A 17,132-nucleotide genomic window follows, 5' to 3' on the forward strand; every position below is an offset into this window, starting at 1 on the left:
GGGGTGGGGGTCCTTGTAGGGCGCTACCCCCGCCCCGTCGAACAATCTCCGCTTCGCGTCGAGCGCTCGCCGACCCTCCCCACAAGGGGGAGGGTAAAAATCGCCCTGATGCAAAATGCCGGTCGCTGTGCTTGCGCATCCCTCGCGGAGCGGGTTTGTTCGCTGCCATCAGAATCAGCAGGTGCGCGGATGGATACGGTCACGATCAAGGCAAAGGGCATTTCGGTCACGCTCGATCTCACTGTCGGCCATATCGCCGACATAACGGTCGACAGCGATGGCCGCCAGCTGAAGCCGCTGCACCGCGCGCCCTGGATCGATGCTGGCGAGACGCTGCCGCCGGACCTGCCTGAAGGCACGGTGCGGCTGTCGGGCGATTTCCTATGCGCACCGTTTTCGGCCAGCGACATCGAGGCCGCACCGCTGCATGGCTGGCCGGCCAACAGCCCCTGGGATGTCACCGTCAGCGAAGCGACATCCGACGGCTGGCGGGCCGTCTTCCGGTTGCGCCGCACGGTGATGGGCGCGACGGTCGACAAGATCTTCACGCTCCGCAACAGTCATCCCTTTCTCTATCAGGAGCATGTCTTTTCCGGCGGTTCCGGAGCGGTCTCCGCCGCCCACCATCCGATGGCGGCGATGCGCGATGGCGGCCGGCTGGCCTTTTCGCCGAAGCGCTTTGCCGGGACACTGGACGCACCGCTGGAGCCCGATCCGGCCCGCGGCCGCTTCAAGCTTTCCTATCCCGCCCGCTCGACCGATCTGACGCGCTTTCCAGCCACTGGCGGCGGCACGCTCGATCTCACCGACTACCGCATGGAGGATGAGCGCGAGGATTTCATCACCCTGGTCGAAGCCGATCATGACGGTCCGGGCTGGACGGCGCTGGCGCGCCGGGCCGAACAGGATCTGGTGCTGGTGCTGAAGAACCCGGCGGAGCTTCCGGTCACCATGCTGTGGTTCAGCAATGGCGGCCGCGACTACGCGCCGTGGAGCAGCCGCCATCGCGGCGTGCTCGGCATCGAGGACGGCCGCGCCGCCATCGGCCATGCCGCATCGATCGACGACAATTGGCTGAAGCGCGAAGGGGTCGCGACCGCTTTTACCCTCGGCGGCGAAGTCTCCTTCCGCCATGTCATCGGCACGCTGCCGCTGGCGAGCGGCGAGCCGCCGCGCGCTATCGGGACAGCCTCAGGTCACATGCATCTCACCGGAGCCGATGGTTCGACCCGCGATGTCGCATTCGACAGCGATTTCCTGCGGATCGGCCAGCCCGGCTGATTTTCGAACGCTGGCCCTGCCCCTCACCTGCCTGCCGGCATCCTCGACACACGGCACATGGAGCTTGTCCGCCGCACCGCCGCGCCAACCAATCTGCTTGGCGCTGCGGCGGACGCATAGGGGGAGAAGTGTTACCCATCTATCGGCTGCACACCGGCAGGGCGACGAGGGGCAGCGCTGACGTGGCGGATGTCGTGAGATTGCCCAAATCGCGGTTTGAAATTTCCTCAAACTGCCGACAAGATGCAAAGCATAACTGGAAGCGCCCAATGTCCGAAATCGCCCATCTCGCCGCCACCATCTTCAAGCGCGCTGGCAAGGCGAAACGCTTCATCGTCGCCATTGCCGGCCCGCCCGGCGCCGGCAAGTCGACGCTCTCGGCCGGCCTGCATGATCTGTTGCCGGAGGGCGCGGCTGAAGTCGTGCCGATGGACGGCTTCCACTATGATGACATCGTGCTCGACCAGCGCGGCCTGCGGTCAAGAAAGGGCGCGCCGGAGACTTTCGACTTCGCCGGCTTCGAGACGCTGTTGAAGCGCATCCGTTCGGGCGAGCCAGACATCGCCATTCCGGTGTTCGACCGCAGCATGGAATTGTCGCGCGCCGCCGCCTCCATCGTTGCCGCCGAGACCAAGTTCATCCTGGTCGAAGGCAATTACCTCCTGCTGGACGAGGAGCCGTGGTCGCGGCTGGCGCCGCTGTTCGACTTCACCATCTTTGTCGATGTGCCGCGTGCCGAACTCGAGCGCCGCCTTCTGGTGCGCTGGCACGAGCATGGCCGCTCCGACGAAGACGCCCGCGCCTGGATCGCTTCCAACGACATGCCCAACATCGATCGCGTGCTCGGCCGTCGCAGGTCCGCCGACCTGGTTGTTGGCGATCCCGCATAGTTCGCTGGACTTCGGAACGGGAACCTTAAGACTTTCAGGTCGTTATCTCTCATCGGCAATCGTGCCGCCGTGAGGGAACCGTCAGATGGCAACCAAGGCAAAAACACCCGCCAAGAGCAAGACCGCTCAACCCAAAGCCAGGCAGGCAAAGGCCACGCAGGCGAAGGCAGGCGCCGGCCCGGCGATCGCCGAGCGGTCCAAGGACGCAAAGCCGGCTTTCGGCAAAGCGGCGCCAAAGAAGGTAGAACCGGTGGCGACGGCAAAGGTGACGGCGAAAACCGCCAAACCCAAGAAGCCGGCAAGCAGCGGCTCGGTGGCCGGCGGCGCGATGCGCACCGTCAAGGCGACCGCCAATGTCGCCGCTGGTGCGGTGGCGGCGACAGCCAGGGGCGCCGCGTCGCTCGCTGCGTCCGTCATCGGCAAGGGCGGCTCGAAAAGCAAGGCCAAGGCGAAATAGACCTGGTTGCTTCGGCCGGCCGAGGTCAATTCCTGGCGGGAATGGTCAGGCCGCGCTGCACCGCGGGTCGCGCCAGCCCGCGCTCCAGCCATGCCGCGACGGTGGGGAAGTCGTCGAAGCCGACGAGTTCGCGCGCCTCGTAGAAGCCGATCAGATTGCGCACCCAGCCCAGCATCGATATGTCGGCGATCGTATAGTCGTCGTCCATGATCCAGGTTCGACCCTTCAGCCGCGTCTCCAGCACCCCGATCAGCCGCCGCGATTCATTGCGGTAGCGATCCAGCGGCCGCTTGTCGGCGATCTCGCGCCCGGCAAATTTGTTGAAAAAGCCGACCTGTCCGAAGATCGGTCCGATCGCCGCCATCTGGAAGAACACCCATTGGATGGTCTCGTAGCGCCGCGCCGGATCGGCCGGGATCAGCTTGCCGGTCTTGTCGGTGAGGTAGAGCAGGATGGCGCCGGATTCGAACAGGCCGAGCGGCTTGCCGCCCGGACCGTCCGGGTCGATGATCGCCGGTATCTTGCCGTTCGGGTTCAGCGACAGGAATTCCGGCGTCCAGCTCTGGTCCTTGCCGATATCCACCAGATGCGCCTCGTAAGGCAGGCCGAGTTCTTCCAGCGCGATCGAGACTTTCACGCCATTCGGCGTCGTCGCGGAATAGAGCTGCAGGCGGTCGGGGTGGCTGGCCGGCCAGCGCTTGGTGATCGGAAAGGCGGACAGGTCGGTCATCGAAAGCTCCGGTCGGGAATTTGGCGCGGCATCGCGCCATCTGGCGTGTTGCGAAGGATTATCCTCGACGTCTTTGCCGATCAACCGGCCGACGGTGCACACACCGTCTTCGCAGTCATGCAGGGCCAGTCGCTCAGGGCCAGTCGCTTGCCGTCAGACCGCCTTGAACGCCACCACGGCATTGGTGCCGCCGAAGGCAAAACCGTTGCTGATCGCCGCGCGCACCTTGCGCTCGCGCGCCACATTCGGCGTGATGTCGAGATCGCAGTCGGGGTCGGCCTGCCGGAAATTGGCCGTCGGCGGCACGATGCCTTCGCGGATCGCCATCACGCAGGCGATCATTTCCAGGCCGCCCGAGGCGCCGAGGCAATGGGCATGCATCGACTTGGTCGACGACACCGACAGCTTATAGGCATGGTCGCCGAAGACGCGCTTGATTGCCGCCGTCTCGATCTGGTCGTTGGCCTTGGTGCCGGTGCCGTGGGCGTTGAGATAATCGACGTCCTCGGGATTGAGCCCGGCGTCCGCCAGGCAGGCGCGCATCGCCGCCGTCGGTCCCTCGACTGTCGGCGCGACGATATCGGAAGCGTCGGCGGAAAGGCCGGCGCCGGCAAATTCGGCCAGAATGGTAGCGCCTCGCGCCATGGCGTGTTCATAGGTTTCCAGCACCGCCATTCCAGCACCTTCGCCGAGCGACAGGCCCTGGCGATCGGCTGAGAACGGCCGGCAGGTATCGGGCGCCAGCACCCGCAGGGCTTCCCAGCCTTTCAGGATGCCCCAGAGCAGCGGCGCGTCGGTGCCGCCGGCGACCATGACATCGGCGCGGCCGAGCCGGATCTGGTCGACCGCCGAGGCAAAGGCGTGATTGGACGAGGAGCAGGCCGAAGTGACGCCGAACACCGGCCCGCGCAGGCCGAGATTCATGCTGACATGGCCGGATGCCGCACTCGGCATCACTTTCGGCACGGTGAAGATGCCGGCCCGGTTCTTGCCGTCGACCAGGATGGCGCGATAGTTCTCCTCGATCGCCTCCCAGCCGCAGACGCCGACGCCGACAACCGCGCCCATCCGGTAGGTGGTTGCTTCAGTCGATGTCAGGCCGGCATGCTGCATGGCTTCGCGCGCGGCAATCGTCGCCAAAAGGCTGAAGCGGTCCATCGACACGGTCTGCTTGTGGCTGATGCCATGGTCGGGCAGCGTCTTGATTTCGCAGCCGACCTTGACCTTCAAATCATGCAAACCGGGATTGCTGATTTGACCGATGGCCGATCGGCCGGCCCGCATTTCGTTCCAGATTGCAGGCGCATTGGCGCCGAGCCCGCATATGCCGCCGATGCCGGTAATGACGACGCGCTTTTGCATTCAGCTCAGGCTTTTTTCGCAATCAGCGCGCGAACAGCCTCAACCATATCGCCGACATTCTTGAGATTGCTCCAGGCATCGACCGTGTTCATCTCGATCTCGATGCCGTACTGCTCCTCGAGATCGAAGATGATCTCGGTCAGTTCCAGGGAATGGATGCCAAGCGCGGTCAATTCCGTATTGGTGGTGATCTCTTCGCCACCGGGCTCCGCATGTGCCCTGATCTTGGCGATGATTTCCGTTGCCAGCTCGTCAGCCATTCGATTCCTTCCCCAATTTTATAACGTCGCGGTGCCGATTGGTTGGCGCCCCTGTTGCCTGGACTGAAATCGCCGTCGCCTTCAAAAACCCGCCAGGCGCAGCATGACCGTTCCAAAGAGGCTCCCTCTATAGAAACGGAAACGCTGTCAAGCAACAAGCTATATCAACAAGCACCATATCGACAAAGCGCCGGGAGTGCTTAACGTTAGCGCCGTGGATACGTTGCAGCATGTCTTGATCCCAGCTCTTCCGGCCCAGCGCGCGGCCGGGGCGGCCCGGCTTGCGTGCGGCGTCAGGGATGGACGCACCCGGCTTTTGCGCCTCTATCAGGACGGCTCGGCCAAAATCCGCATGCCGGCCGTTGCGGCCGATCCGCTCGAAGCCGTGCTCATCAACACCGCCGGCGGTCTGACCGGCGGCGATCGGCTCGGCTGGGAAATCGATGTCGGGCCAGGTGCCTCCGCCTCGATAACCACCCAGGCCTGCGAAAAGATCTATCGTGCCGCTAGCGACCGCGCCGAAGTTCGGGTGAAGCTCAGCGTCGGCGCGGGCGGGCGTATCGCCTGGCTGCCCCAGGAAACCATCGTCTTCGACCGCTCGGCCTTTGCCCGCACGCTCGAGGTCGAGCTTGCCGCAGGCGCCGAGGCATTGCTGCTTGAAGCCACCATATTCGGCCGCCTCGCCATGGGCGAAGAGGCCGCGCACGGCCATTTCCACGACCGTTGGCGTGTCCGCCAGGATGGTGCGCTCGTTCATGCCGAGGATTTCCGCATCGGGCCGGCTATCGCGGCGGCACTTGGCCGCCCGGCGGTCGCCGGCGGCGCCATTGCCGCTGCGACGCTGCTGATGGTCTCGCCGCAGGCCGAAGCCTTGCTCGATCCGGCCCGCGACATCGTCGGCGCCGACGGCGATGCCAGCGCCTGGAGCGTCAAAAAATCTGGCAAGCTTCTTGCGAGGCTGTTTGCCGAGGACGGCTATCAGCTGCGCAAGCGGCTGGTTCCGCTCGTCGAACTGCTCAACGGGCGGGCGGGTCTGCCCAAATTATGGTCACTCTGAGCCAAATACAGGCCAAATCCAGGAAAGCGCATGAACCTGACGCCGCGTGAAAAGGACAAGCTGCTCATCGCCATGGCGGCGATCGTGGCGCGCAAGCGGCTGGAACGCGGCGTCAAGCTCAATCACCCCGAAGCGATCGCGCTGATCACCGATTTCGTCGTCGAGGGCGCCCGCGACGGCCGCCCGGTCGCCGAACTGATGGAGGCCGGCGCCCATGTCATCACCCGCGCGCAGGTGATGGAAGGCATCGCCGAGATGATCCACGACGTGCAGGTCGAGGCGACCTTTCCCGACGGCACCAAGCTGGTGACCGTTCACGAACCGATCAGGTGAGGAGAAAACGATGCTGGAGCTGCGACCGAATTGCGAATGCTGCGACAAGGACCTGCCGCCGGAAGCGGCGGACGCGCTGATCTGCACCTTTGAATGCACCTTCTGCGCTGACTGCGCTGAACATGTGCTGGGCGGCGTCTGCCCGAACTGCGGCGGCAATTTTTCCGCACGCCCGATCCGCCCAGTGGAGAAACTGGTGAAATATCCGGCCTCGACCCAACGCGTGCTCAAGGCCGAGGGCTGCGGCCCGCGCAAGGCTGCGTGATTGTTTTCGTGACTTCGAAGGGAAGACCGATGATCTCTGCTTCAACCAAACGCACCACGCTTGCAGCGATCCTGCTGCTGGCGGCGGCGATGCCCGCCTATGCCCATGTCGGCATCGGCACGACCTCGTCCTTCGCGGCGGGCTTCGCGCATCCGCTGTCCGGCCTCGACCATATGACCGTCATGGTAGCCGTCGGCCTGTGGGCGGCGCTCAAGGGCGGCAAGGCAATCTGGGCCTGGCCGCTGGCCTTTGTCGGCGTCATGCTGGTCGGCGGCGCGCTCGGCATGCTCCACGTGCCGGTGCCTTTCGTCGAACCGGGCATCCTTGCCTCCGTCGTCGCGCTTGGCTTGCTGGTGGCGTTGGCGGTCGATCTGCCGGTCTCGGCCGGAGTCGCCATCATCGGCCTGTTCGCGCTGTTCCATGGCCATGCCCACGGCACCGAAGTGCCGGAAAATGCAGGTGGGCTTGACTATATGGCCGGCTTTGCCGTTGCCACCGCACTTCTCCATGCCATGGGCATCGCTGCCGGCCTTGGCCTCGGCATGCGCTTTCGCGGGCTTGCCCGCGCCGCTGGCGCCGCTTGTGCTGCAGTCGGCGGCGGCCTGGTCTTCGGCGTTTTGTGAGGCTAACGATGATTCCCGGCGAAATCATCACCGCAAGCGGCGACATCGAGCTCAACAAGGGGCTGCCGACGGTGACGCTGAAGGTCGCCAACAGCGGCGACCGGCCGATCCAGGTCGGCAGCCACTACCATTTCTTCGAGACCAATGAGGGGTTGAAATTCGACCGCGACAAAGCGCGCGGCATGCGTCTGGACATTGCCGCCGGCACCGCGATGCGCTTCGAACCGGGACAAGAGCGGGACGTCACGCTGGTGCCGTTCGGAGGAAAACGCGAGGTCTACGGTTTTCAGCAGAAGATCATGGGCAGGCTGTGAGATCGACGGGGTCGAGCGCCCTGAGGTCAGTTCGACGGCCTGGCCGCCGCGTAGATGACGATTCTTGCCGAGCCGTCGAATTCCACCGCAAGGACGTCTTCCGTAAGCACGCGCCGCGAATCGATGGCGTTGAACAGCAAGGCGTTGGCGTCGATCTCCTTGCGCAGTTCCGCAATGTCGTCCTGATGCTGTTCGACCTTGCTCTCGACGGCCGGCGGCGGGCCGCCTTCGCTGCGCGCCGCGTCGGTGAGGAAGACGATATCTACTGTATCGAGCTTGGACGTCTTGCGCACGGCGCCGATGTTCTCACGCGTCCGCTCGATCGCGGTGATGATCTTGTTGGTCTGTGGTTCCGTCCGCGCCTCCTCCTGCCGGACATCGGAGCCGACGATCCTGTTGACGGTGTCGGCCCGGTTGACGGCGTCAGCGCTTTCAAGACCTTGCGCGGCTTGCGGGCCGAAAGCTGCGAGAAATGCGCAGGCAGCAAGGCTCTGGAGCCATCTGGTGTCGGCAAAGACAGGCATTGCTCGCTCCTGGTGGACTTTTCTGTGCAACGCCGTTCGGCGCCAAAGGGACGAAACGCCTCCTGTCGGGCGAAGGTTCCCTGTGGGCTGGCGGGCCGGGTGCCGGCCCGCCAAGCGCTTCTTTCAGCTTGCCTTCTTGGTGACAAGGGTCAGCGCGCCATCGGTGGTCATGCTGGCGGCGACCACCTGTGCCGAGGTGAGCCCCTTGGCTTCGAGCGCCGACTTGATCTGCGGCGTCGCGTCGATCGAAGAGCGCAGTTTCTGCAGCCCGGCATCGCCACGCTGGGCGATCACCTGATTGACCTGCGTCTGGGTGGCTTTGGGCAATTCGCTGATATCGACGATGTTGACCTTCTGGATCGCCGGCGCCGCCGGCTGAGCGCTGGGCGCTGCCGGCTTCGGTTGCGGCGTGGGCTGCTGCTGGGCGCCGGCTACGGTTGCGGAGGCCAGCGTGGCGGCGGCTGCAAGAACGATGATTTTGCGCATGTATTTTCCTTTCATCGATTTGGCCAAGGGTTTGGCAAACGGGCGGTTTGGGGTGGCACGGCCACCTCAACGGCCAAATGGGATCAGAAGGTGTCGCCGGGCGGGTCATTGCATGACCATTGGATGGCGACGATGTGGAGTTCGGCTGCGGCCGGCCTCTCGTTTGGGGAGCATTGACTGATGGCTAGAATTACCCGCGCCGCCTACGCGCAGATGTATGGCGCGACGGTCGGCGACAGAGTGCGCTTGGCCGACACCGAGCTGTTTATCGAGGTCGAAAAGGACCTCACCGTCCATGGCGAGGAGGTGAAATTCGGCGGCGGCAAGGTCATCCGCGACGGCATGGGCCAGAGCCAGGTGTCGCGCGCCGGCGGCGCGGTCGACACGGTCATCACCAACGCGCTGGTGGTCGATGCCACGGCCGGCATCTTCAAGGCCGACATCGGTCTCAGGGACGGCCGCATCGCGGCGATCGGCAAGGCCGGCAATCCCGACACGCAGGACGGCGTCACCATCGTCATCGGCCCCGGTACAGAGATCATCGCGGGCGAGGGCAAGATCCTGACCGCCGGCGGCTTCGACGCGCACATCCACTTCATCTGCCCGCAGCAGATCGACGAAGCGCTGATGTCGGGCATCACCACCATGCTCGGCGGCGGCACCGGCCCGGCGCATGGCACGCTGGCCACCACCTGCACGCCTGGACCCTGGCACATGGCGCGCATGATCCAGTCCTTCGACGCTTTCCCGATGAACATCGGCCTGTCCGGCAAGGGCAACGCCTCGCTGCCGGCAGCGCTGGAGGAAATGGTGCTGGGCGGCGCCTGCTCGCTGAAGCTGCACGAGGACTGGGGCACGACGCCGGCGGCCATCGACTGCTGCCTGTCGGTTGCCGACGATTACGACGTGCAGGTGATGATCCACACCGATACGCTGAACGAATCCGGCTTTGTCGAGAACACCGTCGCCGCCATCAAGGGCCGCACCATCCACGCCTTCCACACCGAGGGTGCCGGCGGCGGCCATGCGCCCGATATCATCAAGGTCTGCGGCTTGCCCAACGTCATTCCGTCTTCGACCAACCCGACCCGGCCCTACACCGTCAACACGCTGGCCGAGCATCTCGACATGCTGATGGTCTGCCACCATCTGTCGCCGTCGATCCCTGAAGACATCGCCTTTGCCGAAAGCCGTATCCGCAAGGAGACCATCGCGGCGGAAGACATTCTGCACGATATCGGCGCCTTCTCGATCATCTCGTCGGACTCGCAGGCCATGGGCCGTGTCGGCGAGGTGGCGATCCGCACCTGGCAGACCGCCGACAAGATGAAGCGCCAGCGCGGGTCATTGCCGCAGGAGACCGGCAACAACGACAATTTCCGTGTCCGCCGCTACATCGCCAAATACACCATCAACCCGGCCATCGCGCATGGCCTGTCCAGGGACATCGGTTCGATCGCGGTCGGCAAGCGCGCCGATCTGGTGCTGTGGAACCCAGCCTTCTTCGGCGTCAAACCGGACATGGTGCTGATCGGCGGCATGATAGCCGCAGCCCCGATGGGCGACCCAAACGCCTCTATCCCGACACCGCAGCCGATGCACTACCGCCCGATGTTCGGCGCCTATGGCAAGGCCAGGACCAACTCGTCGGTGACGTTCGTTTCCAAGGCGGCTCTGGACTCAGGCCTGCATGGCCGGCTCGGCGTCGACAAGCAGTTCGTGGCCGTGGAAAACACCCGTGGCGGCATCGGCAAGCATTCGATGGTGCTCAACGACGCTACGCCGCATGTCGAAGTCGACCCGGAGACTTACGAGGTGCGCGCCGATGGCGAGCTACTGACCTGCGAGCCGGCAAGCGTGCTACCGATGGCGCAGCGGTATTTCCTGTTTTGAGGCGAGGGGCGATTTGATCGACCCGGCAAATTCCGTTGCGACCCGGTCGGTCCCACCGCAATATGCGGCTCAAAGAACCGCGTAGCAGGTCATGGTCACCGAAATAGCCTCCGCCCACGACATCTTCCCGCATATCCGCATCGTCATGGGCATGGTGATCGGACTTGGCGTCGCTCGCCTGCTGTCGGGGGTGGCGCGAATCGTCCAGCATCCCGGCCAGTACAGGCTCTATCCCGTGCACCTCGGCTGGGTCGCCTCCATGCTGTTGCTGCTGGTGCATTTCTGGTGGTGGGAGTTCGGCCTCTACACCATAGAGGTCTGGACTTTCGGCAAGTACCTGTTCCTGATCTTCTACGCCATCACGCTGTTCCTGCTGTGCGCGCTGCTGTTTCCGGATTCGATGCTCGACTACACCAGCTACGAGGATTTCTTCTATTCACGCCGTGGCTGGTTCTTCGGCCTGCTGGCGACGACCTATCTGCTCGACGTCGTCGACACGCTGCTGAAGGGTCCCGAGCATTTCGCCCGCTACGGCAATGAATATCTGTTCCGAACGCCGGTTTTCGTGGTGTTGTGCATCGCCGCCATACTGGTGCGTGACCGCCGCTTCCACATCGCATTCGTCGCCGGCACGCTGATCTATCAGATATCGTTCATCCTGCGGCTCTTCGACACCATCGTCTGAACAGTGGCTATGGTTTAGGGTCGCAGGAAAGAGGGTTCAACCATGTACAAGGCCATCGGATCGCGTGGATCCCGCGTCAGCCGCGTTCTGTGGATGCTCGAGGAACTCGGGCAGCCCTATGAATTCGTCGAGGTCAAATTGCGTTCGCCCGAAGCCTATGCGCTCAACCCGTCGGGCAAGGTGCCGATCCTGATCGATGGCGAACTGACGGTGACTGATTCGGCGGCAATCTGCGTCTATCTCGCCGACAAGCACGCCGACAAAGGCATGGGCGCCAATCCAGGTGTGGCCGGACGCGCCGAAATGGATTCCTGGATGCATTTTGCCCAGTCCGAGTTCGAAGCGCCGCTGTGGAACAAGCTGCGCCACCGCTTCCTGTTGCCGAAGGACGTGCGGGTCGATGTCGGCCCCGCCGCCGCCTACGATTTCGCCTCGGAGGCCAAGGCGCTCGACGGCCGGCTGGGGGATCGGGAGTTTGCGCTGGGCGACCGGTTTTCCGCCGTCGACGTGCTGTTGGGCGACATGGGCGGCTGGGCCCGCGCCGGAAAATTTCCGATCGAATCCGAGCGCGTCAACGCGTATTTCGACCGCGTCCTGGCGCGGCCTGCCCGTGCGAGAGCCCAGGCTAACGGTGGAGCCATGCGATGAAACTCAACCTGAACACCGACTTCACCAAGTTCCCCCGGGCCGTCTCGGTGGTGCCTGCCGGCACTGCCGGAACTACGCCGCCATCCGGCCGTGCCGTCCTGCCCCATGACGAGCGTCATTTGCGCCGCCGCGCCATTGAGCTTGCCGACGGCAGCAAGGTGCTGGTCGATCTGCCCGAGCCCGTGACCTTGAACGATGGCGACCGGCTGGTGCTGGAGGATGGCGGCCAGGTCGAGATCACCGCGGCACCCGAAGAGGTCTATGATATCCGCGCCCGCGATGCGGTGCATCTGACGGAGCTTGCCTGGCATATCGGCAACCGCCATCTGGCGGCAGCGATCGAGCCCGGCCGCATCCTGATCCTGCGCGACCATGTCATCAAGGCTATGCTGGAAGGGCTGGGCGCCACGGTCCGCGAAGTCTCCGAACCGTTCAAGCCGGTGCGCGGCGCCTATTCCGCCCAAGGTGCGCATGGTCACGATCATGGCCATGCGCATGCGCACGCCGAAGCGCATTCCCATGATGGACGTTCCCCCGCACACAGCGAGTCGCATTCGCACAGCCATTCCCATGACGGGCATCATCACGATCATGACTGACCAGCCATCCGGCATCGCTTTGCTGCGGCTCATGGCGTGGCTGTCGCCGGCCTTTCCGGTCGGCGGCTTTGCCTACAGCCATGGTCTCGAACGCGCCGGGCAAGACGGGCTGGTTGCCGATACCGCCAGCCTCGCCTTCTGGCTGGAGACGCTGGTCGAGATGGGCTCGGGCTGGAACGACGCCGTGCTCTTCACGGAAGCCTGGCGCCGCGCCCGCGACGGCGGCGATCTCCATGAAATTGCCGATCTCGCCGAAGCGCTGGCCGGCTCGCGTGAGCGTCACACCGAAACCATGCTGCAAGGCGCCGCCTTCCTGAAAGCGGCAGCGGCTTGGGCGAATCCGGTGTTGGGCCGCCTGCCGGCCGAATGCGCCTACTGTGTCGCCGTCGGCGCCGTTGCCGGCGGCAACGGCATCGCGCTTCAGGACGCGATGTCGGCCTTCCTGCAGGCCTTCTTCTCCAACCTCGTCCAGGCGGCGATCCGACTCGGAATCGTCGGCCAGACGGACGCTATGGCCTTGCTCGCCGGCTTCGAGCCGTTGGCGCTGTCGACGGCCGCGTGCGCCGCCGGCTCGACATTGGACGATCTCGGCGGCTGCGCCTTCATCTCCGACATCATGGCGATGAAGCACGAGACGCAGTATTCCAGGCTGTTCCGCTCATGATCGTCCTCGCCTTCGCCCTCTCGGCCGTCCTGCTGCTGATCACCGCGCTGCATGTCTATTGGGGCCTTGGCGGCATCTGGCCGGGCAGGGACGGCGTCTCCTGCGCCCACGCCGTCGTCGGCTTTCGCGGCATCGACGAGATGCCGACGCCGTTTGCCTGTTTCGCCGTTGCCGCGTGCCTGTGCCTCGCAACCCTGTGGCCGCTGGCGCTGACCGGGGTCTTCGCCACCCCCTTTCCAAGGGAAGGCCTTGCCGCCACAGCGCTGCTCATAGGGCTGGTCTTCCTCGGCCGCGGCATTGCCGGCTTCACGCCGTGGTGGCGCCGTCTGGCGCCGGAACAGCCTTTTGCGCGGCTCGATGTCAGCTTCTATTCGCCGCTCTGCCTGTTGATCGGGCTCAGCTTCGCCATCCTCGCCATCACGGAGTTTTTCGGCATGACGGATTTTTCGCTATGACTCAGGCCAACGGTCCCCTGCGCATCGGCATCGGCGGTCCCGTCGGCTCCGGCAAGACGACGCTAACCGAAAAGCTCTGCAAGGCGCTGCGCGACGATTTCTCCATCGCCGTCGTCACCAACGACATCTACACCAAGGAAGACGCCATGATGCTGGCTCGCCTGCAGGCGCTGCCTGAGGACCGCATCGTCGGCGTGGAGACCGGCGGCTGCCCGCACACCGCCATCCGTGAGGACGCCTCGATCAATTTGCAGGCGATCGCCGAGCTGAACAGGAAATTCCCCGATCTCGACATCGTCTTCATCGAATCCGGCGGCGACAATCTTGCCGCCACCTTCTCGCCGGACCTTGCCGACCTGACCCTCTATGTCATCTCGGTTTGCCAGGGCGAGGAAATCCCCAGGAAGGGCGGGCCGGCGATCACCCGTTCCGATTTCCTGGTCATCAACAAGAGCGATCTGGCGCCCTATGTGAACGTCAACCTCGATGTCATGGAGAGCGACGCCGCCCGAATGCGGGGCAAGCGCCCGTTCGGCTTCACCGACCTGTCGCGCGGCAAGGGACTGCAGGAAGTCATCGACTTCATCGTCGAACATGGCGGGCTGCAGTCGGCCCGCTCGGCGGCCTGACCCAGTACTTACCGGTTGCTGGTCGGCATTGGGCGCGGCATTCTTGGGGAAATGGAGGATTTTTTGATGAGCATCGCCCGTTTGCAGAAAGAGCCGCTGACCAACCTGCCCTATTATGAGGAGCGCGTCGACCTCGCCGCCGCCTTCCGCTGGACGGCGCGGCTCAACATGCATGAAGCCGTGGCCAACCACTTCTCGCTGTCGGTCAACGAGGACGGCAGCAAATTCCTGATGAACCCCAACCAGGTGCATTTCTCGCGCATCAAGGCGAGCGACCTTTTGCTGATCGACGCCAACGATCCCGAGACGCTGACCGGCCCCGACGCGCCCGACCCGACTGCCTGGGGTCTGCACGGCGCCATTCACCGCAACGTGCCGCATGCGCGCTGCGCCATGCATGTGCATTCCATTCATGCCACTGTGCTTGCATCGCTGGCCGACTCGACTCTGCCGCCGATCGACCAGAACTCGGCCATGTTCTTCAACCGCCACGTCGTCGACGCCCATTATGGCGGGCTGGCCTTCGAGGAAGAGGGCGAGCGCTGCTCGCAACTGCTCACCGACCCTAAGGTCAAGGTGATGGTGATGGGCAATCACGGCGTCATGGTCATCGGCGACACCGTTGCCGACGCCTTCAACCGCATGTTCTATTTCGAACGCGCCGCCGAGACCTACATCAAGGCGCTGTGGACCGGCCGGCCGCTGCGCACGCTCTCCGACGCCATTGCCGAAAAGGCCGCCAGCGAAATGGACGACTATCCCGGCCAGGCGGAGCGTCACCTGGCCGAGCTGAAGGCGATCCTCGACGAGGAGGAGCCGGTGTACCGCAGCTGAATGAGTTCACCCTTCTCCCCGTTCACGGGGAGAAGGTCCCGGCAGGGGGATGAGGGGCAGCGCCGACGTTCATAGGCTCACTCAGAGTCCCAACTGAGCCCGCAACTCTTCCGCACTGTTGATCACGACAGCGCCCTTCGGTCCTGCCATCGGCGCTTCCGGCCAGAAGATCGTCCGCATCCCCGCGGCCAGGCCTGATGTGGCGCCGGTAACGCTGTCGTCGACGGCCACCGCGTCTGAAGGATCGACGCCGGCCAGCCACGCGGCGCGCAGGAACGGTTCGGGATGCGGCTTGCCTTCGCGCACGTCGTTTCGGCTGATCGTGCGCATGCCGGGATAGATCAGCCCGACGGCGCTCAGATTTGCATCGACGATCACCCGGTCGGAATTGGACACCACCGCCTGCTGCACACCGAGCGCGCGCAATTCGTTATACACTTCGATCGCGCCGGGGCGCGGCTTCAGCGTCTCTGCCATCGGCATGTAGTGATCGTATTTGCGCACGATCCAGTCGTCGAAGGGCAGGTCGAGGCCGAACTCGCTGCGCAGCATCTCGTAGACCGGCGCGGCGGCGACGCCCAGCACCCGCTCATGCAGGTCGGCCGGCGGCGTGATACCGACGCTGCGCAGCGCCGCCACCAAGGCCGCCTCATGCAGCGGCTCGCTGTCGACCAGCGTGCCGTCCATATCCCAGAAAACCGCTTTCGGCGTCATGCGAGGCTCCTTTTGCCGATCCCCTTAAAGCGTTTGTATCAGGAGATAAACCGCCGAGCCCGTCCGCTGGCGATTTTCGCTTGGTTGGTTGCCGCGCGGCGGCCGGATCGAAGCAGCAAGCAATTGCCCTGCCGATAGACAATTGCGCGCCGACACATTCCCTGCAAGACTATGACGCTTCGCCTAAGGGCGGGCAAAGGGGCAGGGCTGGAGGCACATTTTGAATTCGCGGCAAGACGGCGGCAGCAGCAGGCTGGACGAGGCAGCGCGCGCCGGCTGGCTTTATTATGTTGCCGGCAACACCCAGGACCAGATCGCCGCCACGCTCGGCATTTCCCGGCAGACGGCGCAGCGGCTGGTGTCGCTGGCGGTGTCGGAGGGGCTGATCAAGGTTCGCGTCGATCACCCGATCGCCAATTGCCTTGATCTCGCAGCTAGACTGAAGTCACGCTTCGCGCTCGACCTCGTCGAAGTGGTGCCGAGCGATCCAACCTCATCCTCGACCACGATCGGCATTGCCGAGGCGGCTGCGGCCGAGATCGAGCGGCGGCTGCGGTCACCGACGCCCATCGTCTTGGCCATCGGCACCGGCCGCACGCTGAAGGCGGCGATCGAGCAATTGCCGCCGATGGAATGCTCGCAGCACAAGGTTGTGTCCTTGACCGGCAACATCTCGCCCGACGGTTCGGCCGCCTTCTACAACGTCATCTTCACCATGGCCGACCGGGTCAAGGCGCGCTCGTTCCCGATGCCGCTGCCGGTCATCGCCTCGTCGCCGGAAGAGCGCGAGATGCTGCTTGCCCAGCCGATGATCCAACCGACGCTGGCGCTGGCCGCGGAAGCCGACGTGACCTTTGTCGGCATCGGCGATCTCGGCCCGAAGGCGCCGCTCTACGAGGACGGTTTTATCTCGGAAAGCGAGTTGAAGGCGTTGCAAAAGGCTGGCGGCGTCGCCGAGATCGTCGGCTGGGTGTTCGATCGGGAAGGCCGCATGATCGAGGGCATCACCAACGACCGGGTATCGTCGGCAGCCTTGCCGTCACGCGAAAAGTCGCTGGTCATTGCGCTCGCCATGGGCGAGCGCAAATTGCCGGGCATCCTGGCCGCGGTGAACCGCCGGCTGGTCAATGGCCTCATCACCGACGAGCGGACCGCCACGGCCCTGCTCGACGGTGCCTGATTACCAATTAAGCAGCCCATCGATAAAATCCAACACGTTATTTGCAGCGCCCGGACGGGTCGTTGCCGTCGAGGAAGCCCATGTCGCGCTGCAAATGCGGCGACAGCTCCCGGACGTCGATGTAGCCGCGCCGGCGGTGCACAAGCAGGGAGAATTCATGCGCCAGCAGGGAAAACCAGCTCTGCGCCGGGGTCGAATGGAGCTTTTGCTGTACCGTGGTCATGATCTTCAGCCTCCGCTATGCTTGAA

The 17,132-nt window shown here is 64.4% G+C and carries 24 protein-coding genes; 17 read left to right on the forward strand and 7 right to left on the reverse strand.

Annotation, left to right across the window (positions count from 1 at the left end; translation table 11 throughout):
• Positions 1-189 precede the first annotated feature (189 nt).
• The 3 genes from NKK50_RS22970 to NKK50_RS22980 all read left to right on the forward strand — a co-directional run bounded on the left by NKK50_RS22970 (position 190) and on the right by NKK50_RS22980 (position 2,628).
• Complete coding sequence (locus tag NKK50_RS22970; protein WP_023755467.1) at positions 190-1,281, forward strand: hypothetical protein; 1,092 nt, start codon at positions 190-192, stop codon at positions 1,279-1,281.
• A 269-nt stretch (positions 1,282-1,550) separates the two neighbouring features.
• Positions 1,551-2,171: a nucleoside triphosphate hydrolase gene (locus NKK50_RS22975; protein ID WP_023671222.1), complete on the forward strand. Its 621-nt coding sequence runs from the start codon at positions 1,551-1,553 to the stop codon at positions 2,169-2,171.
• A gap of 85 nt (positions 2,172-2,256) precedes the next feature.
• Positions 2,257-2,628: a hypothetical protein gene (locus tag NKK50_RS22980; protein ID WP_023683605.1), complete on the forward strand. Its 372-nt coding sequence runs from the start codon at positions 2,257-2,259 to the stop codon at positions 2,626-2,628.
• Between the two features lie 25 nt (positions 2,629-2,653).
• Here NKK50_RS22980 and NKK50_RS22985 read toward each other — a convergent pair whose 3' ends face one another.
• The 3 genes from NKK50_RS22985 to NKK50_RS22995 all read right to left on the reverse strand — a co-directional run bounded on the left by NKK50_RS22985 (position 2,654) and on the right by NKK50_RS22995 (position 4,980).
• Entirely contained in the window at positions 2,654-3,358 is a 705-nt protein-coding gene (locus NKK50_RS22985; RefSeq protein WP_352520616.1) for a glutathione S-transferase family protein, read from the reverse strand.
• A gap of 153 nt (positions 3,359-3,511) precedes the next feature.
• Positions 3,512-4,720 (reverse strand): beta-ketoacyl-[acyl-carrier-protein] synthase family protein, encoded by a 1,209-nt coding sequence (locus NKK50_RS22990; RefSeq protein WP_023671225.1) that lies wholly within the window; start codon positions 4,718-4,720, stop codon positions 3,512-3,514.
• Positions 4,721-4,725: 5 nt separating this feature from the next.
• A complete protein-coding gene (locus tag NKK50_RS22995; RefSeq protein WP_023671226.1) occupies positions 4,726-4,980 on the reverse strand; it encodes an acyl carrier protein in 255 nt (84 codons plus the stop codon).
• A 235-nt stretch (positions 4,981-5,215) separates the two neighbouring features.
• Here NKK50_RS22995 and NKK50_RS23000 point away from each other — a divergent pair, with 235 nt between their 5' ends.
• The 5 genes from NKK50_RS23000 to NKK50_RS23020 are packed head-to-tail and all read left to right on the forward strand — an operon-like array spanning position 5,216 to position 7,572.
• Positions 5,216-6,037 carry an urease accessory protein UreD gene (locus tag NKK50_RS23000; protein WP_081726189.1) on the forward strand — a complete coding sequence of 274 codons (822 nt, stop codon included), beginning with the start codon at positions 5,216-5,218 and terminating at the stop codon, positions 6,035-6,037.
• Positions 6,038-6,067: 30 nt separating this feature from the next.
• Complete coding sequence (locus tag NKK50_RS23005; protein WP_023671228.1) at positions 6,068-6,370, forward strand: urease subunit gamma; 303 nt, start codon at positions 6,068-6,070, stop codon at positions 6,368-6,370.
• Between the two features lie 10 nt (positions 6,371-6,380).
• Positions 6,381-6,635, forward strand: coding sequence for a DUF1272 domain-containing protein (locus NKK50_RS23010; RefSeq protein ID WP_023671229.1), 255 nt, complete (start codon positions 6,381-6,383; stop codon positions 6,633-6,635).
• A 29-nt stretch (positions 6,636-6,664) separates the two neighbouring features.
• The gene (locus tag NKK50_RS23015; protein WP_023671230.1) at positions 6,665-7,258 is read left to right on the forward strand and encodes a HupE/UreJ family protein; all 594 of its coding nucleotides are present in this window, start codon (positions 6,665-6,667) and stop codon (positions 7,256-7,258) included.
• Between the two features lie 8 nt (positions 7,259-7,266).
• Entirely contained in the window at positions 7,267-7,572 is a 306-nt protein-coding gene (locus NKK50_RS23020; RefSeq protein ID WP_023671231.1) for an urease subunit beta, read from the forward strand.
• A gap of 26 nt (positions 7,573-7,598) precedes the next feature.
• On the opposite strand, the gene NKK50_RS23025 is transcribed toward NKK50_RS23020, so the two are convergent.
• Both NKK50_RS23025 and NKK50_RS23030 read right to left on the reverse strand, forming a co-directional pair.
• On the reverse strand, positions 7,599-8,096 hold the full coding sequence (locus tag NKK50_RS23025; protein ID WP_023671232.1) for a hypothetical protein: 498 nt from the start codon (positions 8,094-8,096) through the stop codon (positions 7,599-7,601).
• Between the two features lie 123 nt (positions 8,097-8,219).
• Positions 8,220-8,582, reverse strand: a complete 363-nt coding sequence (locus NKK50_RS23030) for a hypothetical protein (protein WP_023671233.1) — start codon at positions 8,580-8,582, stop codon at positions 8,220-8,222.
• 180 nt (positions 8,583-8,762) lie between these two features.
• Here NKK50_RS23030 and ureC point away from each other — a divergent pair, with 180 nt between their 5' ends.
• The 8 genes from ureC to NKK50_RS23070 all read left to right on the forward strand — a co-directional run bounded on the left by ureC (position 8,763) and on the right by NKK50_RS23070 (position 14,989).
• Positions 8,763-10,475: an urease subunit alpha gene (gene ureC / locus NKK50_RS23035; protein ID WP_031193890.1), complete on the forward strand. Its 1,713-nt coding sequence runs from the start codon at positions 8,763-8,765 to the stop codon at positions 10,473-10,475.
• A gap of 91 nt (positions 10,476-10,566) precedes the next feature.
• Positions 10,567-11,160: a hypothetical protein gene (locus NKK50_RS23040; protein ID WP_023683601.1), complete on the forward strand. Its 594-nt coding sequence runs from the start codon at positions 10,567-10,569 to the stop codon at positions 11,158-11,160.
• A 42-nt stretch (positions 11,161-11,202) separates the two neighbouring features.
• Positions 11,203-11,808, forward strand: a complete 606-nt coding sequence (locus tag NKK50_RS23045; RefSeq protein ID WP_023683600.1) for a glutathione S-transferase family protein — start codon at positions 11,203-11,205, stop codon at positions 11,806-11,808.
• The gene (gene ureE, locus NKK50_RS23050) at positions 11,805-12,407 is read left to right on the forward strand and encodes an urease accessory protein UreE (protein ID WP_352543900.1); all 603 of its coding nucleotides are present in this window, start codon (positions 11,805-11,807) and stop codon (positions 12,405-12,407) included. Before NKK50_RS23045 ends, ureE begins: the two co-directional genes overlap by 4 nt.
• Positions 12,400-13,071, forward strand: coding sequence for an urease accessory protein UreF (locus tag NKK50_RS23055; protein WP_023742265.1), 672 nt, complete (start codon positions 12,400-12,402; stop codon positions 13,069-13,071). Before ureE ends, NKK50_RS23055 begins: the two co-directional genes overlap by 8 nt.
• Positions 13,068-13,526 carry a DUF3995 domain-containing protein gene (locus tag NKK50_RS23060; RefSeq protein ID WP_023689160.1) on the forward strand — a complete coding sequence of 153 codons (459 nt, stop codon included), beginning with the start codon at positions 13,068-13,070 and terminating at the stop codon, positions 13,524-13,526. Before NKK50_RS23055 ends, NKK50_RS23060 begins: the two co-directional genes overlap by 4 nt.
• Positions 13,523-14,155, forward strand: a complete 633-nt coding sequence (ureG, locus tag NKK50_RS23065; protein ID WP_023689161.1) for an urease accessory protein UreG — start codon at positions 13,523-13,525, stop codon at positions 14,153-14,155. Before NKK50_RS23060 ends, ureG begins: the two co-directional genes overlap by 4 nt.
• 66 nt (positions 14,156-14,221) lie before the next feature.
• Positions 14,222-14,989, forward strand: coding sequence for a class II aldolase and adducin N-terminal domain-containing protein (locus NKK50_RS23070; protein WP_023689162.1), 768 nt, complete (start codon positions 14,222-14,224; stop codon positions 14,987-14,989).
• Positions 14,990-15,070: 81 nt separating this feature from the next.
• Here the strand turns inward: NKK50_RS23070 and NKK50_RS23075 are convergent, their stop codons facing one another.
• Positions 15,071-15,703: an HAD family hydrolase gene (locus tag NKK50_RS23075; RefSeq protein WP_023745869.1), complete on the reverse strand. Its 633-nt coding sequence runs from the start codon at positions 15,701-15,703 to the stop codon at positions 15,071-15,073.
• Positions 15,704-15,923: 220 nt separating this feature from the next.
• Here NKK50_RS23075 and NKK50_RS23080 point away from each other — a divergent pair, with 220 nt between their 5' ends.
• Entirely contained in the window at positions 15,924-16,883 is a 960-nt protein-coding gene (locus tag NKK50_RS23080; protein ID WP_023689163.1) for a sugar-binding transcriptional regulator, read from the forward strand.
• Between the two features lie 37 nt (positions 16,884-16,920).
• Here the strand turns inward: NKK50_RS23080 and NKK50_RS23085 are convergent, their stop codons facing one another.
• A complete protein-coding gene (locus NKK50_RS23085) occupies positions 16,921-17,106 on the reverse strand; it encodes a hypothetical protein (RefSeq protein ID WP_023745868.1) in 186 nt (61 codons plus the stop codon).
• Positions 17,107-17,132: the final 26 nt, after the last annotated feature.

It is taken from the genome of Mesorhizobium sp. M0001, assembly GCF_040324255.1.
Lineage (GTDB): Bacteria > Pseudomonadota > Alphaproteobacteria > Rhizobiales > Rhizobiaceae > Mesorhizobium.

Excerpts from the sequence above, each read along its gene's own strand:
- NKK50_RS22970 (WP_023755467.1), top strand. The coding sequence starts at position 190 with ATGGATACGGTCACGATCAAGGCAAAGGGCATTTCGGTCACGCTCGAT.
- NKK50_RS22975 (WP_023671222.1), top strand. The coding sequence starts at position 1,551 with ATGTCCGAAATCGCCCATCTCGCCGCCACCATCTTCAAGCGCGCTGGC.
- NKK50_RS22980 (WP_023683605.1), top strand. The coding sequence starts at position 2,257 with ATGGCAACCAAGGCAAAAACACCCGCCAAGAGCAAGACCGCTCAACCC.
- NKK50_RS22985 (WP_352520616.1), bottom strand. The coding sequence starts at position 3,358 with ATGACCGACCTGTCCGCCTTTCCGATCACCAAGCGCTGGCCGGCCAGC.
- NKK50_RS22990 (WP_023671225.1), bottom strand. The coding sequence starts at position 4,720 with ATGCAAAAGCGCGTCGTCATTACCGGCATCGGCGGCATATGCGGGCTC.
- NKK50_RS22995 (WP_023671226.1), bottom strand. The coding sequence starts at position 4,980 with ATGGCTGACGAGCTGGCAACGGAAATCATCGCCAAGATCAGGGCACAT.
- NKK50_RS23005 (WP_023671228.1), top strand. The coding sequence starts at position 6,068 with ATGAACCTGACGCCGCGTGAAAAGGACAAGCTGCTCATCGCCATGGCG.
- NKK50_RS23010 (WP_023671229.1), top strand. The coding sequence starts at position 6,381 with ATGCTGGAGCTGCGACCGAATTGCGAATGCTGCGACAAGGACCTGCCG.
- NKK50_RS23015 (WP_023671230.1), top strand. The coding sequence starts at position 6,665 with ATGATCTCTGCTTCAACCAAACGCACCACGCTTGCAGCGATCCTGCTG.
- NKK50_RS23020 (WP_023671231.1), top strand. The coding sequence starts at position 7,267 with ATGATTCCCGGCGAAATCATCACCGCAAGCGGCGACATCGAGCTCAAC.
- NKK50_RS23025 (WP_023671232.1), bottom strand. The coding sequence starts at position 8,096 with ATGCCTGTCTTTGCCGACACCAGATGGCTCCAGAGCCTTGCTGCCTGC.
- NKK50_RS23030 (WP_023671233.1), bottom strand. The coding sequence starts at position 8,582 with ATGCGCAAAATCATCGTTCTTGCAGCCGCCGCCACGCTGGCCTCCGCA.
- ureC (WP_031193890.1), top strand. The coding sequence starts at position 8,763 with ATGGCTAGAATTACCCGCGCCGCCTACGCGCAGATGTATGGCGCGACG.
- NKK50_RS23040 (WP_023683601.1), top strand. The coding sequence starts at position 10,567 with ATGGTCACCGAAATAGCCTCCGCCCACGACATCTTCCCGCATATCCGC.
- NKK50_RS23045 (WP_023683600.1), top strand. The coding sequence starts at position 11,203 with ATGTACAAGGCCATCGGATCGCGTGGATCCCGCGTCAGCCGCGTTCTG.
- ureE (WP_352543900.1), top strand. The coding sequence starts at position 11,805 with ATGAAACTCAACCTGAACACCGACTTCACCAAGTTCCCCCGGGCCGTC.
- NKK50_RS23055 (WP_023742265.1), top strand. The coding sequence starts at position 12,400 with ATGACTGACCAGCCATCCGGCATCGCTTTGCTGCGGCTCATGGCGTGG.
- NKK50_RS23060 (WP_023689160.1), top strand. The coding sequence starts at position 13,068 with ATGATCGTCCTCGCCTTCGCCCTCTCGGCCGTCCTGCTGCTGATCACC.
- ureG (WP_023689161.1), top strand. The coding sequence starts at position 13,523 with ATGACTCAGGCCAACGGTCCCCTGCGCATCGGCATCGGCGGTCCCGTC.
- NKK50_RS23070 (WP_023689162.1), top strand. The coding sequence starts at position 14,222 with ATGAGCATCGCCCGTTTGCAGAAAGAGCCGCTGACCAACCTGCCCTAT.
- NKK50_RS23075 (WP_023745869.1), bottom strand. The coding sequence starts at position 15,703 with ATGACGCCGAAAGCGGTTTTCTGGGATATGGACGGCACGCTGGTCGAC.
- NKK50_RS23085 (WP_023745868.1), bottom strand. The coding sequence starts at position 17,106 with ATGACCACGGTACAGCAAAAGCTCCATTCGACCCCGGCGCAGAGCTGG.